Below are 13578 nucleotides of genomic sequence, written 5' to 3'. Positions count from 1 at the left end.
CTGCGTTACGCAGTCATCGACGCCCGGAGACAACGGTGCACATCCACGACTCGATGGTCGATCTGGTCGGCAACACCCCGCTGGTCAGGCTCAACAACGTGACCGAGGGAATCCAGGCGACGGTCCTGGCCAAGGTCGAGTACTTCAACCCCGGCGGTTCCGTGAAGGACCGCATCGCCCTGCGCATGATCGAGGACGCCGAGGAGCGCGGGCTGCTCGGCCCCGGTTCCACGATCGTCGAGCCGACCAGCGGCAACACCGGCGTCGGCCTGGCCATCGTCGCGCAGCAGAAGGGGTACAAGTGCATCTTCGTCTGCCCCGACAAGGTCTCGCTGGACAAGATCAACGTGCTGCGGGCGTACGGCGCCGAGGTCGTGGTCTGCCCCACCGCGGTCGACCCTGAGCACCCGGACTCGTACTACAACGTCTCCGACCGGCTGGTCCGGGAGACGCCGGGGGCGTGGAAGCCCGACCAGTACTCCAACCCGAACAACCCCCTCTCCCACTACCACTCGACCGGCCCCGAGCTGTGGGAGCAGACGGACGGGAAGATCACCCACTTCGTCGCGGGCATCGGCACCGGCGGCACCATCTCCGGCACCGGGCGCTACCTCAAGGAGGTCAGCGGCGGCGCCGTGCGGGTGGTCGGCGCCGACCCCGAGGGCTCGGTCTACTCCGGCGGCTCCGGCCGTCCGTACCTGGTCGAGGGCGTCGGTGAGGACTTCTGGCCGACCGCCTACGACCGGGACATCACCGACCGGATCGTCGCGGTCTCCGACAAGGACTCCTTCCAGATGACCCGCCGCCTCGCCAAGGAGGAGGGGCTGCTGGTCGGCGGCTCCTGCGGGATGGCGGTCGTCGCCGCGCTGGAGGTCGCCCGCGAGGCCGGCCCCGACGACGTGATCGTCGTGCTGCTCCCGGACAGCGGCCGCGGCTACCTCTCGAAGATCTTCAGCGACGAGTGGATGAACGACTACGGCTTCCTCGACCAGGGCGGCGACGAGCCCCGCGTCGGCGACGTGCTGCGCGACAAGGAGGGCGCCATGCCCTCCCTCGTCCACATGCACCCCGAGGAGACCGTCGGCGAGGCCATCGAGGTGCTGCGCGAGTACGGCGTCTCGCAGATGCCGATCGTCAAGCCGGGCGCGGGCCACCCCGACGTGATGGCCGCCGAGGTCGTCGGCTCGGTCGTCGAGCGCGAACTGCTCGACGCCCTCTTCGCCAACCGCGCCGCCCTGGACGACCCGCTGGAGAAGCACATGTCGCGCCCGCTGCCGCAGGTCGGCTCGGGTGAGCCGGTCGCCGACCTGATGGCCGTCCTCGGCAAGGCGGACGCCGCGATCGTGCTGGTGGAGGGCAAGCCGACCGGCGTCGTCAGCCGTCAGGACCTGCTCTCCTTCCTCGCCCGCTCGGCCGGCACCGCCGTCAAGTGAGCCCCCGCGCGGCCCGCGTCCCGGACATCCCGGAGCGGGCCGCGCTCCCCTTCGCACAAGTGGTACGAGCCCGACACGTCGGCGCAGCACCCGGTTAACACGCGTCCGGCACATTGGTGGGTGTCGGCAGGAGACAGCCCACGACCACCGGGGGAACCCGGGGGCGAGGGGCCGCTTCCCACCGGCACGCGAACGGCGTCACGGACCTCCGGAGCGGCTCCCGGACCTCCGCACGACGCCCGTGGGCGCGGTGCCCGGCCCTGACCCGGCGCCCGCCCCTCGCGGGGACCGCCGTCGTCCCGCCCTCCTGGGGCTCGCCCCGGGGGGTGCGGCGGTCCCCGCGCATCTCTTCTTCGTTCTCCTTCCGGCTCCGGGGTGCCGCTCGTGGATGCCGGTTCTCTCTCCGCCTGGCAAATCTACCTATCGTTAGGTAGGTTTGCGTCATGCTTCCCTTCCCACCTCCGCCCGCCGAGGCGGCGGCCGACGACGCCCTCCGCACCCACCGCCTCGGCCGCGACTTCGCCGGCCGCACCGCCGTCCACGCCCTCGACCTGCGCGTCCGTACCGGCGAGATCTACGGACTGCTCGGCCCCAACGGCTCCGGCAAGAGCACCACCGTCCGCATGCTCACCACCCAGCTGAGGCCCACCCGGGGAAGTGCCCGGATCGCCGGTGCCGACCTCGCGAGCGAGCCGGGCGCCGTCCGCCGCCGCACCGGCACCGTCCTCCAGGCCGTCGCCCTCGACCCGCTGATGACCGGCCGCGCCCTGCTGACCCTCCAGGGCCGCGCCCAGGCGCTGACCCGGCGCGCCGCGCGCGACCGGGCCGCCGAACTCCTCGCGACGCTCGGCGCCGAGAGCTTCGCCGACACCCCGGTGGGAAAGCTCAGCGGCGGCCAGCGGCGCCGCGTCGACCTCGCCACCGCGCTGGTCCAGCACCCCGCCGTGCTCTTCCTCGACGAACCCACCACCGGCCTCGACCCGGCGAGCCGGCGCGGCCTGTGGGACGAGATCCGCGGGCTCGTCCGGGACCACGGCGTCACCGTCCTGCTCACCACCCAGTACCTGGAGGAGGCCGACCAGCTCTGCGACCGGATCGGCATCCTCCGCGCCGGACGCCTCGTCGCCTCCGCCGACCCCCGCACCCTCAAGGCCGAGGCGGGAGAGCGCGTCCTGCACCTGCGGTTCACCGCCGCCGGCGCCGCCGCCCGCGCCCTCACCCTGCTCACCGGCCGGGGCGAGCCCGCCCACCGCACCGCCCCCGACACCGTCGGCGTCCGCCTGGCCGGCCCCGGCGCCGACGGCCGGACCCTCTCGCTGCTCGCCGCCGAGGGCCTGCACGCCGACTCCCTCCGCGTCGACGAACCCACGCTGGAGGACGTCTTCCTCCGCCTCGCTCCGACCCCCGAGGAAGTCCCCGCCGCATGACCAGCTCCCCGCCCGCCGACGCCACCGCGCGCCCCGCCGCCGCTCCCGGCGCCCTCGCAGCCCTCACCGCCCGCGCCCTCGGCACCTGCGCCCGCACCCCCTCCCTCCTCCTCACCCCGCTGTTCACCAGCGCCTTCTTCCTCGTCATCTACGAGGCCCAGCTCTCCGCCCTGGCCCGGACCGCCACCCCCGGCGGCCGCTACGTCGACCTCGTCCTGCCGCTCTGCCTGCTCACCACCGCCTTCACCGGCGGCGCCACCGCCGGGCAGCTGCTCGTCCGCGACATCACCTCCGGCTACCACGCCCGGCTCTGGCTCACCCCCGTCCCCCGCTGGGCGCTGCTGGCCGCCCCCGTGCTCGCGGGGATCGCCGTCCTCACCGCCCAGGCGGCGGCGCTGACGGGGCTCGGCGTGCTGCTCGGGGCGACGCCTGCCGCCGGGCCGGCGGCACTGGCCGCGCTGGTCGGCGCGACAGTGCTGCTCGGCACCGGGTTCCTGCTGCTCGCCGCCGCGGCCGGGCTGCACACCGGGAACACGGCCGCGGTCGGCTCGGTGACCCTCGTCTTCTTCCCGCTCTCCTTCTTCACCGCCACCTTCGTCCCCCGCGACCTGCTCGACGGCTGGATGGGCACCGCCGCCGACCTCAACCCCCTCACCCCGCCGCTGGAGACCCTGCGCGGACTGCTCGCCCTGGACTGGCCCGACCAGACCCCCTGGCCCGGCGCGGCCGTCACCGCCGTCATCCTGGTACTGGGAGCGGTGGCCGCCCACCTCGCCCTGGTCCGCCGCACACGTACAGGAGTCTGACCATGCCCCGCCACCCCGACACCCGCTCCCGGGCCCGCGACGAGTTCGCGCGGCTGCTCGCCGAACGCGGCTACCTCGGCGTCTCCCTGGACGAGATCGCGCAGACCGTCGACGTCCGCAAGGCGAGCCTCTACCACCACTTCCCCGGCGGGAAGCCCGCCCTGCTCACCGCCGTCGCCCACCACTACATCGAGCAGACCTCCGCCGTCCTGGCCGGCGCCCTGGAGACCGGCACCACCCTGCGCGAACGCCTCCTCGCCCTCGCCGGGACGTACGCCTCCGGCACCTACGACCCGGCGCTCGGGGACCAGATCTACACCGCCACCCGCCACCTCGACGAGGCCGCCCGCTCCGAGGTCTCGCACGCGTACGTCGACGGGCTGATCGCCCCGGTCACCGCCCTGATGGACCGGGCCGTGCGCACCGGCGAGCTGCGCGCCGCCGACCCCGGTTTCCTCGCCACCGCCTTCATGGAACTGGCCGCCATGCTCCAGCCCATGCCCGAGGAGGTCGCGATGCCGCCCGGCGAACGGCCCGCCCAGGGCCCCGCGGCCCGGCTCGCGGAGGACGTCGTCGACCTCTTCCTGCGCGGGGCGGCCCCTGAGCGGTGAGGGCGGCGCCGCTGACGCTCCTCCGGCCTGTCACTGCCCTGCCCTACGGTGCCTCGTATGACCCAACTCCCCGCCCGAGCGGATGAATCCGTGACCTGTCGCGCCTCACGGGACTCGTGTCCGGACCCTGGCTGGGACTAGCGGGCACGCCCCCGGCACCCTGTATAGGCTCATGCACAGCGCATGACGGATGAATGGCGGCGAGCTCCGAGGGGACGCGACGGATGACCCACAGCCCGGCCGGGAGGCTTCAGGGGCTCTTCGAGGGGCGGCGGCTGACGCCGACGCAGCGGCGGATCGCGCACTGCATGGTGCGCCATGCCGACGAGGTGCCGTTCCTGTCCAGCGTGGAGCTGGCGGAGCTGGCCGGGGTCAGTCAGCCGTCCGTGACGCGGTTCGCGGTCGCCCTCGGCTTCGACGGGTATCCGGCGCTCCGGCGCGACCTGCGGGAGCGGGCGCCCGGTGCCCCGTCCGCGCCCGCCGAGGCCAACGGCTACCAGCAGGCCGTCGAGGCCGAGGTCGCCAATCTGCGACGGCTCGCCGACTTCCTCGCCGACCCGGCGCCGCTGGAGCGGGCCGGGCGGCTGCTCGCCCAGTCGCGGCCGCTGCCGGTGCTGGGGCTGCGGGCGGCGGCCGCGCAGGCGCGGGGCTTCGCCTACTTCGCCGCCAAGGTGCACCCGGACGTACGGCTGCTCGACGAGGGCGGCACCATGCTGGTCGACCGGATCGACGCGGCCCGGCTCGCCGGGGCCTCGGCGCTGCTCTGCTTCGCGCTGCCGCGCCACCCGCGTGAGGTGGTCGAGGCGCTGGCGTACGCCAGAGAGGGCGGGCTCACCGTGGTGACCGTGGCCGACTCGGCGTTCGCGCCGGTCGCCGCCGAGTCGGACATCCTCGTCCCGGGCGCGGTCGGGACCGGGCTCGCCTTCGACACGGCCTGCGCGCCGATGCTGCTGGGGCGGGTCCTGCTGGAGGCGATGTGCGACGCGCTGCCCGACGCGCAGGCCCGGCTGGAGCGGTTCGACGCGCGCGCCGCCGACCGGGGGCTCTTCGCCGAATAGAGGGGGAGGCCGCCGTTTCTCACCCACGTCTCAGGAATGGCCGGTAATCTCCCGGCCCACACCGGCCCCGGGCGGCCCGGGGCGAGCGGGAGCGGGAGGAGCGGGAGTTGAGACGCGGAGCGCGGGGACTGGTACGGGTGGCGGTGGTCCAGCGGGCCGGGGCGGCGCCCCTGTGGTGGCTCGGACTGGTCGCGGCCGGCGCCGGGCTGATCCCGGAGGGGCTGACCGGGCGCCGTATCGGCGTCCTCGTCGGCCTCCTGTTCTTCCTGGTGGCGGCAGTGGTGGTGCCGCTGGTGCGCGGCGGCCGGGCCGCCGCGCTGGCCGGCGAGGCCGAACGCGCCGCCCGTTCCGACATCCTCCAGGCCCGCTCGGTGACGGTACGCAACTGGCGGCGCGGCCACGCCTGGTGGCTCGCGCTCGCCTTCGCGGCCGCCCTCGGCAGTGCCTTCGCCCTGCCCGCCGCCGGCGGCATGCTGCTGGCCGGCTGGGGGACGGGACTGTGGCTGCGGGCGCGCAGGACAGGGCGGGTCGAGGAGGCGCGCGAGGTCCTGCTGTGGACCGCCGCCGACGCGCTGGGCCGGGGTGCGGGCGACCCGCTGGGGGCGAAGGCGACCCGGCTGTGGACGACGGGCACGGAGGCGGGGGACGCGGCGCCCGGCGGCGGCCGGCGGCGCTGACCGCGCGGGGTCCGGCGTCCCCCGTCCCGTACGGGGCGTACCGGCTCAGACCTCCAGTTCGGTCTCGATGCGGCGCAGCTGGTGGCGGGCCATGGCCAGGTTGGCGCGGCCCGCGTCCAGCACCAGGTAGAGGAAGAGGCCGTTGCCGCCACGGGACTTGAGCAGGCGGATCAGGTGGTACTGGCCGCTGAGGGTGATGAGGATGTCCTCGATCTCCTCCTTCAGCCCCAGGTGCTCCATGGTGCGGAGCTTGGCGCGGACCACGTCGGTGTTGCCCGCCGCCGCGACCTCCAGGTTGAACTCCTTGCCGCCGCCGAGAGTGCCCAGCGCCATGCCGCTCGTGTAGTCGACGAGGGCGACGCCGGTGGCGCCCTCGATGACGCTCATCGCTTCCTTGAGGGACGTTTCGGTGTTGGCCATGGGTGCGTTCCTTTTCTTCCTCGGATGGTTGCGTGTACGGGGTGCTGCGGTGGGGCTCATACGGGGCGCCGGGGCAGGGCCCCCGGCGGGGTGCCGGTCGCCGGGCCCGGTGCCTGCGGTGGCGGGGCCGCCGGACGGGCCGGCACTCCTGCGCGGGTGTGTTCGGTTCGGGGCTGCGGGGTGGCCGCCCGTTCCAGGGCGGCGTCCACCAGGGCGCCGACGCGGGCCCCGGCGCGGCGGCCCTCCAGGTGGAGGCGGCCGACGTTGATGCGGTCCTCGGCGAGCAGGGTCAGCACCGCCGAGGAGCCCGCCGCGTACGTCGCCACGTACCCCTTCTCGCCGCGGACCAGGAGTTCGCGGAAGGAGCCGCGGGCGGTCGCGTCGGTGAGGCGGACCGCGACGCCGAGGGCGGCGGCGGTCAGGGCGGCGAGGCTCTCCGCCTCGACGCCGGCCGTGTCCTGGGCGAGGACCAGGCCGTCGGCCGAGGCCGCCAGGGCTCCCGAGAGCAGCGGGACGCGGGCCCGCAGCCGCTGGAGTTCGTCGAGGACTTCCCGTTCGGCGGCCATCAGTTGTCTCCTCTCGGCACGCTGTCGGCGCGCGCGTATCACAGGACCTCCAGGGCGTCTCGGAGCCGGCGCAGCAGGGCGATGTCCGGGTCGGGCGTCACCTCGGGGAGGACAGGGGCCCCGGTGCGAGGGCCGGATGAGGCGTCGTCGGGGCGGCCGTACGACCGGACGGCGTCCAGTGCGCCCGCCGCCGCCAGCCGCCGTACGTCGACCAGGGTGTGGAAGGCGGAGCGGCCCAGTCCGCGGGCGATCTCGGCGGCGGACCGGGACCCGTCGACCGCGGCCAGGACGGCGCGGCGGCGCGGGGTCAGCGGCAGGCCGGCGGCCTCCGGGAGGCGGACCAGGGGTGCCGTGTCGACGGCGGCGTCCGGCCAGATGCGGTCCAGCAGTTCGCGGCGGCGCAGCGTCTCGCGCTCCACCGAGCCGGCCGGGACCGGGTGGACCGGGCCGATCCAGTGCGAGACGCCGTAGCGGAAGCGGGCCGGGGTGCTGGTCGGCGCGAGGGCGAAGAAGGCGGCGTCGTACAGGGCGCCCAGGTGGCAGAGTTCCAGCGCGCCGCCCGGCACCCGGCCGCTGTCCACCAGGTACGCCGCGACCCGCTGCCGTGCGCCGGCGGCGGCCACCGCCTCCCACCAGCCCGCCCTGGCCAAAGTGCCGCCGGCCGTGAGCAGGACGTCGATGCCCGGGGTCGCCGGGGACTCCGCGTGGACCACCTGGCCGTCGGCCAGGTAGAGGGTGCCGCTCTCGCGCATCAGGGCGCCGGTGGCGCGTTCCTCGGCGAGGCGCCGGAGCATCGGGGAGACCGCGGGTAAGGGCGCGGTGGGGGCGGGGGAGACCGGGGGTCTCATGCCAGGACCAGCCGCTGGGCCAGTTCGCCGAGGCGGATGCGGGCGAGGGCCAGGTTGCCTTCGGAGCGGTGCAGCCAGAGGTGGACGAAGACGCTGCTGTCGAAGTCCGTCTCGACGAAACGGAGGATGTGGTAGCCGGCCGGGGAGGTGACGATGACGTCCTCCACGCCGGAGGCCGGGGGGTCCTCGGGCGGGGCCGCGGCGCGGGCCGACTCCTGGGCGAACGCGGGCTGTTCGGCGGCCATGCGGGCGACCTCGGCGGTCTCGGCGGCGGTGGCCTCGTGGTCGTCGTGCGGGGATTCGCCGATGGTGCCGAGGGCGAGGCCGCTCGTCCAGTCGACGACGGCCGCGCCGCGGGCGCCGGGGAGTTTCATGATGTCGAGCAGGCACTCGTCGATTCCGGGCATGCGGGGGGTTCCTCCCGGACTGGGCAGCGGCTGGGGGTGTGAGCACGAGGCTACGCATGGTGGTGGGGGGCTTGGGGAAGTTCTGGCATTTTCCAGGGGTACTTGCGTACGGGGCGATAAGGTTCGGCCCCGTTGGACACGGGGGTTGCCGTGGACGGTGGCAGAGCTGTATAGGCATGGCTGTGCCCCTGGGGCGGCCAGGGGCGTCGGCCGGGCCGGGCCGGGACGGATTCGGGCCGACGGCCGGGCTCCCTCGCCCTCGGGCCCGGCCGGGCCGGGGAACGCACGCCCGGGTCGGCTTCGGCCGCTCCGGCCGGTTTACGGCTCCGCCAGTCCGCCGGCCCACCAGCCCGCCGGCCCACCAGTCCGCCGGCCCACCAGCCCGCCGGCCCACGGGCGCGTGGGCCGCGGCGCGTCCGGGCGGCCGTGGCCCGCCCGTCCCTCCGTCCGCCCCGGTCCGGTGGGAGTCGAGGCCGGGGCCCGGGCGCCCGAGGCGCCTCAGCCTGCCCTGGAAGCCGCCCGCGGATCAGCCGAGACGCGCGTGCGGTCCGCCACCCGCCCGCCACGGGGCGGAGTCAGGACGACCTCCGTACGACGAGTTCCGTCGGCAGGACGACGTGCTGCCGAGGCTGTCCGGGCTCGTCGATCTCCGCCAGGAGGATCCGGGCCATCGTGCGGCCGATCGCCTCGACCGGCTGGCGGACGCTGGTGAGGGGCGGGTTGCTGTGCCGGGCGACGACGGAGTCGTCGAAGCCGATCAACGCCACGTCGTCGGGGACCCGCCGGCCCTGGCGGCGCAGTTCCACCAGCGCGCCGGCCGCCATGACGTCCGAGGCGGCGAACACCGCGTCCAGGCCGGGCTCGCGTTCAAGTAGTGAACGCATCGCGGCCTCGCCGCCGGCCTCGGTGAAGTCGGCGGAGGCCACCAGCGTCTCCGCCGCCTCGACGCCCTCGCCCCGCAGGGCGTCCCGCCAGCCGTCGAGGCGACTGCGCGACACGTCCATGTCGAGGGGGCCGCTGATGGTGGCGATCCGCCGCCGCCCCCGGGCCACCAGGTGGGCGACGGCCGCCGCGGCGCCGCCCTCGTTGTCGGCGCGGACATGGCTGAGCGGCTCACCGTGGGCGCGCCGGCCGGCGAGGACGGTGGGCAGCCCCATGTTCTCCAGCAGGCCCGGCAGCGGGTCGTGCTCGTGCACCGAGACCAGCAGCACCCCGTCCACCCGGCGCTCGGCGACCGACTCGGTGAGCTGGTCGCGCTCGGCCTGGTCGCGTACGAGAACCAGTTGGAGCTGGATCCGCCGTTCGGCGAGACCGGTGCTGACGCCGCGGATGACCGCGGCGAAGTAGGGCTCCGAGCCCAGCCGGCTCTCCGACTCGGGGATGACCAGGGCGACGGAGTCCGTCCTGCTGGTCACCAGCCCCCGCGCGACCGAGTTGGGCACGTAGTTCAGCTCCGCGATGGCGGCGAGCACGGCCGACCTGGCCTCGTCGCTGACCAGCTCCGAACCGTTGATGACGCGGGACACCGTGGTCCGTCCCACGCCCGCACGCGCGGCGACGGTCTTGATCGTCGGGCGTTGCCTGCTGCCCATGGAGCCTCCCTCGCGCCAGGTCGGTCAGACCGTGATCCGCCGGGCGGGGCCTGGCCGTGACCTGCCGCCGTTCGCCTGCGCATTCTGCCAGAACACCCCTGGGGCCGAGGGGGCCGGAGGGCGGCGGACGGACATCCTCCCGAAACAAAGTCGCGTCAACTTCTTGACACAGCCTTTCGGTGACGGCCAGTCTTCGAGCTCCCAAGTGGGCACGTTCCCACCGTCAGTTGGGAACGTACCCACCACGCAAATCGGCCTTGCGGGACAGCTACGCGGGCTCGAACCCGGTGCGTGAGCGCCGCTGAGGAGGACTACATGGCCAGAACCCGCAGGAAGCCGCGTACAAGAGTCGTCGCCGCCGTCTCCGCGGTGTCGGCCCTCGGGTTGCTCGTCGGCTGCTCAGGCGGTGGTGAGGGGACCGGCGGCGGCCGGAAGGACGGCAAGGTCACCATCACCATGGGGCTGTACGGCGTGATGGGCTTCAAGGAGTCCGGGCTGCTCGACAAGTACATGGAGGAGAACCCGGACGTCGTCGTCAAGGCGGAGATCGCGGGCGACGAACAGACCTACTACACCGCGCTCCAGACCCATCTGGCCGCCGGCAGCGGGCTGAAGGACATCCAGGGCATAGAGATCGGCCGGGCCAAGGAACTGGTCGACACTCAGCAGGACAAGTTCTCCGACCTGTCCGGCGTGAAGGGGACCGACCACTTCCTGCCGTGGAAGCAGAGCCAGGTGACCACGGCCGACGACAAGGTCATCGGCCTCGGCACCGACATCGGCCCGATGGCGGTCTGCTACCGCAAGGACAAGTTCGAGGAGGCGGGCCTGCCCACCGACCGGGACGAGGTCGCCAAGTTGTGGGAGGGCGACTGGGCGAAGTACGTCGCCGTCGGCGAGAGGTTCAAGGAGGGCGTCAAGGGCGACAAGGTCGCCTTCATGGACAGTGCCAGCGGACTGTTCAACGCCATGATCTACGGCGGCCCCCAGCAGTTCTACGACAAGGAGGGGGAGCTGGTCTACGCCGACAACCCCGTCGTGAAGGACGCCTGGAAGCTGGCCTCGAAGGCCGCCACGTCCGACCTCACCGCCAAGCTCCGCCAGTTCCAGCCGGGCTGGGACCCCGGGCTCGCCAACGGCACCTTCGCCACCGCCGTGTGCCCGGCCTGGATGATGGCGCACATCAGCGAGAAGGCGGGCGAGGCCAACAAGGGCAAGTGGGACGTGGCCAAGGCCCCCAAGGGAGCCAACTGGGGCGGTTCGTTCCTCGGGGTGATGGAGAACAGCCCCGTCAAGAAGGAGGCGCAGGAGCTCGTCGCCTGGCTCACCGCGCCCGAGCAGCAGGCGTTCCTCTTCCAGAAGCAGAGCCTCTTCCCCTCGTCCCGGACCGCCCTGGAATCCCCTGAGGTCGCCGGCGCGAAGTCGGAGTACTTCAACGACGCACCGATCGGGGAGATCTTCGGCGCCGCGGCCCGGGAGGTCCCCGAGGAGCAGGTGCTCGGCCGCAAGGACGGCACCATCAAGGACATCTTCTCCCAGGGCCTGACGCTGATCGAGTCGCAGAACAAGACCCCCGACGACGCGTGGAACACCACGGACGAGCGCATCAAGAAGGCCGTCGGCTGACCCGGGGGGTCCCGGCACCCCCTCGCAGCGGTCCGGCGCCCCCTGCCTCCCCTGAGGGCGCCGGACCCCCGACCGCCCACCCACCCCCAGGAAGGACGCCTTCCGGTGGCCACCTCCACCTCGTCCCCCCAGGACCGAACGACCGGTACCGCCCCGCCGCCCGGCACCGACCACGGTGTGAAGCGCCGACGGCGCGGCGCGCTTCTGCACCGACTGGACGTCAAGGGCGCGCCGTACGCCTTCATCGCACCGTTCTTCGTCGTCTTCGCGGCCTTCAGCTTCTATCCGCTCATCTACACGTCGTGGATCTCGCTCCACCGCGTGGAGCTCGCGTCCCTGGACTTCATGGAGTGGGTGGGGCTCGACAACTACCTGGCGCTGGTGCGTGACGAGCGTTTCTGGAACGCGCTGGGCAACACCATCACCATCGGCGTCCTGTCGACCGTGCCGCAGTTGCTGATGGCGCTCGGACTGGCGCACCTGCTCAACTACCGGCTGCGCGGCTCGACGTTCTTCCGCGTCGCCAGCCTGACCCCGTACGCCACCTCGGTGGGGGCGGCCGCCCTGGTCTTCACCATGCTCTTCGAGCGCGACTTCGGGATGATCAACTGGGGCCTGAGCCTGTTCGGGTTCGAGCACCTGGACTGGGAGAACAACAAGTGGGCCGCGCAGGCGGCCATCTCCACCATCGTCATCTGGCGCTGGACGGGCTACAACGCGCTGCTCTACCTCGCGGCGATGCAGGCGATCCCCCGCGACCGGTACGAGGCGGCGGCCATCGACGGCGCCTCGCGGTGGCAGCAGTTCACCAAGGTCACCGTCCCCGGCATCCGCTCCACCATCGTCTTCACCATCGTGCTGTCGACCATCGGCGCCACCCAGCTCTTCGGTGAGCCGCTGATCTTCGGGCAGGGGCCGAACGGCGTCACCGGCGGAGCGGACAACCAGTACCAGACGCTCGGTCTGCTGCTGTACGAGGAGGGCTGGAAGAGCTACCAGATGGGCCGGGCCGCCACGGTCGCCTGGGCGATGTTCCTGCTCCTCATCCTCATCTTCGTCGTCCAACGCCTCGTCAAGCGCTTCGTCGCGCGCAAGGCCTGACCGGGAGATCCCCCATGACCACAGACAGCCTCCCGGTCCGTCCCCCGGACAGGCCCGTGGCGCCGGAACCGGCCAGAGGGCCCCGGCCGGGCCCCCGGCGCCGACGGTTCTCCCTGCGCCCCAGCGCGGGGCGCCAGCACCACGCGGGCCCCCTCGCGTACGTCCTGCTCGGCCTGGCGTCGCTCCTCTCGCTCTTCCCGCTCTACTGGACCCTGGTGGCCGCCTCGTCCGACAACACCCGGGTCACCCAGACGCCGCCGCCGTTCCTCCCCGGCCCGCATCTGCTGGAGAACCTGGGCAAGGCATGGCAGGACGCCGCGCTGGGCAAGGCCATGTTCAACAGCCTGATCGTGGCCGGCGCGGTCGCCCTGTCCACGGTGCTGTTCGCGACGCTGGCCGGATTCGCCTTCGCCAAGCTCCGCTTCAAGGGCCGCAACATCCTGCTGATGCTCGTCATCGGCACGATGATGGTCCCCCCGCAGCTCGGGGTCGTTCCCCTCTTCATGATGATGACCGAGCTGGGCTGGGGACAGAAACTGCCCGCCGTCATCTTCCCCACCCTGGTCAGCGCCGTCGGCGTGTTCTTCATGCGGCAGTACCTCGCCGAGGCGCTGCCCGACGAACTCGTCGAGGCCGGGCGGGTGGACGGGGCGCACTCGCTGCGCATCTTCTGGAGCATCGTCCTGCCCGTCGCGCGGCCCGCGATGGCCGTGCTCTTCATGATCACGTTCGTGCACACCTGGAACGACTTCTTCTGGCCGTTCATCGTGCTCGACATGAGCAACCCGACCGTCCCCGTGGCGCTCACCCAGCTGAGTGCCGGATACGTCCGGGACCAGTCGCTGATCATGGCCGGCGCCCTGCTCGGCACGCTCCCCCTGCTCGCCCTCTTCGTCGTCTTCGGCCGCCAGATCGTCGGCGGCATCATGCAGGGCGCCGTGAAGGGATGAGTGCCCGCAGCCTCCCCGCGTCGGGGCCCCGCCGTCGACCCGCGCGCCCCGAACCC

General features: G+C 73.3%; 14 protein-coding genes. 9 read left to right on the top strand and 5 right to left on the bottom strand.

Annotation, left to right across the window (positions count from 1 at the left end):
- Window positions 1–35: 35 nt before the first annotated feature.
- The 6 genes from OIM89_RS10410 to OIM89_RS10385 all read left to right on the top strand — a co-directional run bounded on the left by OIM89_RS10410 (window position 36) and on the right by OIM89_RS10385 (window position 6012).
- Window positions 36–1433, top strand: coding sequence for a cystathionine beta-synthase (locus tag OIM89_RS10410; protein WP_030697359.1), 1398 nt, complete (start codon window positions 36–38; stop codon window positions 1431–1433).
- Window positions 1434–1876: 443 nt separating this feature from the next.
- Window positions 1877–2860: an ABC transporter ATP-binding protein gene (locus OIM89_RS10405; RefSeq protein WP_047468222.1), complete on the top strand. Its 984-nt coding sequence runs from the start codon at window positions 1877–1879 to the stop codon at window positions 2858–2860.
- A complete protein-coding gene (locus tag OIM89_RS10400) occupies window positions 2857–3666 on the top strand; it encodes an ABC transporter permease (protein WP_264491176.1) in 810 nt (269 codons plus the stop codon). Before OIM89_RS10405 ends, OIM89_RS10400 begins: the two co-directional genes overlap by 4 nt.
- A 2-nt stretch (window positions 3667–3668) precedes the next feature.
- Entirely contained in the window at window positions 3669–4277 is a 609-nt protein-coding gene (locus OIM89_RS10395) for a TetR/AcrR family transcriptional regulator (RefSeq protein ID WP_030697356.1), read from the top strand.
- Window positions 4278–4501: 224 nt separating this feature from the next.
- Entirely contained in the window at window positions 4502–5335 is an 834-nt protein-coding gene (locus OIM89_RS10390; RefSeq protein WP_030697355.1) for a MurR/RpiR family transcriptional regulator, read from the top strand.
- 137 nt (window positions 5336–5472) lie between these two features.
- The gene (locus OIM89_RS10385; RefSeq protein WP_030697354.1) at window positions 5473–6012 is read left to right on the top strand and encodes a hypothetical protein; all 540 of its coding nucleotides are present in this window, start codon (window positions 5473–5475) and stop codon (window positions 6010–6012) included.
- Window positions 6013–6057: 45 nt separating this feature from the next.
- Here the strand turns inward: OIM89_RS10385 and OIM89_RS10380 are convergent, their stop codons facing one another.
- From OIM89_RS10380 to OIM89_RS10360, 5 genes are all read right to left on the bottom strand, one after another.
- Window positions 6058–6432, bottom strand: a complete 375-nt coding sequence (locus OIM89_RS10380) for a hypothetical protein (protein WP_023417482.1) — start codon at window positions 6430–6432, stop codon at window positions 6058–6060.
- Between the two features lie 56 nt (window positions 6433–6488).
- On the bottom strand, window positions 6489–6998 hold the full coding sequence (locus tag OIM89_RS10375) for a roadblock/LC7 domain-containing protein (protein ID WP_030697353.1): 510 nt from the start codon (window positions 6996–6998) through the stop codon (window positions 6489–6491).
- Between the two features lie 38 nt (window positions 6999–7036).
- Entirely contained in the window at window positions 7037–7846 is an 810-nt protein-coding gene (locus OIM89_RS10370) for a hypothetical protein (protein WP_030697352.1), read from the bottom strand.
- Window positions 7843–8253, bottom strand: coding sequence for a hypothetical protein (locus OIM89_RS10365; RefSeq protein ID WP_030697351.1), 411 nt, complete (start codon window positions 8251–8253; stop codon window positions 7843–7845). The genes OIM89_RS10370 and OIM89_RS10365 overlap by 4 nt, the downstream gene beginning before the upstream one ends.
- Before the next feature lie 575 nt (window positions 8254–8828).
- Window positions 8829–9845: a LacI family DNA-binding transcriptional regulator gene (locus tag OIM89_RS10360; RefSeq protein WP_030697350.1), complete on the bottom strand. Its 1017-nt coding sequence runs from the start codon at window positions 9843–9845 to the stop codon at window positions 8829–8831.
- 315 nt (window positions 9846–10160) lie between these two features.
- Between OIM89_RS10360 and OIM89_RS10355 the strand changes: the two genes are divergently transcribed.
- The 3 genes from OIM89_RS10355 (at window position 10161) to OIM89_RS10345 (ending at window position 13522) form a co-directional block, all read left to right on the top strand.
- Window positions 10161–11471: an extracellular solute-binding protein gene (locus OIM89_RS10355; protein WP_151168305.1), complete on the top strand. Its 1311-nt coding sequence runs from the start codon at window positions 10161–10163 to the stop codon at window positions 11469–11471.
- A gap of 105 nt (window positions 11472–11576) precedes the next feature.
- Window positions 11577–12572 (top strand): carbohydrate ABC transporter permease, encoded by a 996-nt coding sequence (locus OIM89_RS10350; protein WP_030697348.1) that lies wholly within the window; start codon window positions 11577–11579, stop codon window positions 12570–12572.
- Window positions 12573–12586: 14 nt separating this feature from the next.
- On the top strand, window positions 12587–13522 hold the full coding sequence (locus tag OIM89_RS10345; protein WP_047468235.1) for a carbohydrate ABC transporter permease: 936 nt from the start codon (window positions 12587–12589) through the stop codon (window positions 13520–13522).
- Window positions 13523–13578: the final 56 nt, after the last annotated feature.

The organism is Streptomyces sp. BI87, assembly GCF_025957665.1.
In the GTDB taxonomy this organism is placed as follows: Bacteria; Actinomycetota; Actinomycetes; order Streptomycetales; family Streptomycetaceae; genus Streptomyces; species Streptomyces albidoflavus.
Note: the sequence above shows the minus strand (reverse complement) of the source record. Positions and strands in the feature narration are given on the sequence as shown.

What these genes read in the sequence shown, in the direction of transcription:
- OIM89_RS10365 (WP_030697351.1), bottom strand. Translation starts at nt 8,253, where the DNA reads ATGCCCGGAATCGACGAGTGCCTGCTCGACATCATGAAACTCCCCGGC.
- OIM89_RS10400 (WP_264491176.1), top strand. Translation starts at nt 2,857, where the DNA reads ATGACCAGCTCCCCGCCCGCCGACGCCACCGCGCGCCCCGCCGCCGCT.
- OIM89_RS10390 (WP_030697355.1), top strand. Translation starts at nt 4,502, where the DNA reads ATGACCCACAGCCCGGCCGGGAGGCTTCAGGGGCTCTTCGAGGGGCGG.
- OIM89_RS10370 (WP_030697352.1), bottom strand. Translation starts at nt 7,846, where the DNA reads ATGAGACCCCCGGTCTCCCCCGCCCCCACCGCGCCCTTACCCGCGGTC.
- OIM89_RS10355 (WP_151168305.1), top strand. Translation starts at nt 10,161, where the DNA reads ATGGCCAGAACCCGCAGGAAGCCGCGTACAAGAGTCGTCGCCGCCGTC.
- OIM89_RS10380 (WP_023417482.1), bottom strand. Translation starts at nt 6,432, where the DNA reads ATGGCCAACACCGAAACGTCCCTCAAGGAAGCGATGAGCGTCATCGAG.
- OIM89_RS10345 (WP_047468235.1), top strand. Translation starts at nt 12,587, where the DNA reads ATGACCACAGACAGCCTCCCGGTCCGTCCCCCGGACAGGCCCGTGGCG.
- OIM89_RS10405 (WP_047468222.1), top strand. Translation starts at nt 1,877, where the DNA reads ATGCTTCCCTTCCCACCTCCGCCCGCCGAGGCGGCGGCCGACGACGCC.
- OIM89_RS10375 (WP_030697353.1), bottom strand. Translation starts at nt 6,998, where the DNA reads ATGGCCGCCGAACGGGAAGTCCTCGACGAACTCCAGCGGCTGCGGGCC.
- OIM89_RS10360 (WP_030697350.1), bottom strand. Translation starts at nt 9,845, where the DNA reads ATGGGCAGCAGGCAACGCCCGACGATCAAGACCGTCGCCGCGCGTGCG.
- OIM89_RS10395 (WP_030697356.1), top strand. Translation starts at nt 3,669, where the DNA reads ATGCCCCGCCACCCCGACACCCGCTCCCGGGCCCGCGACGAGTTCGCG.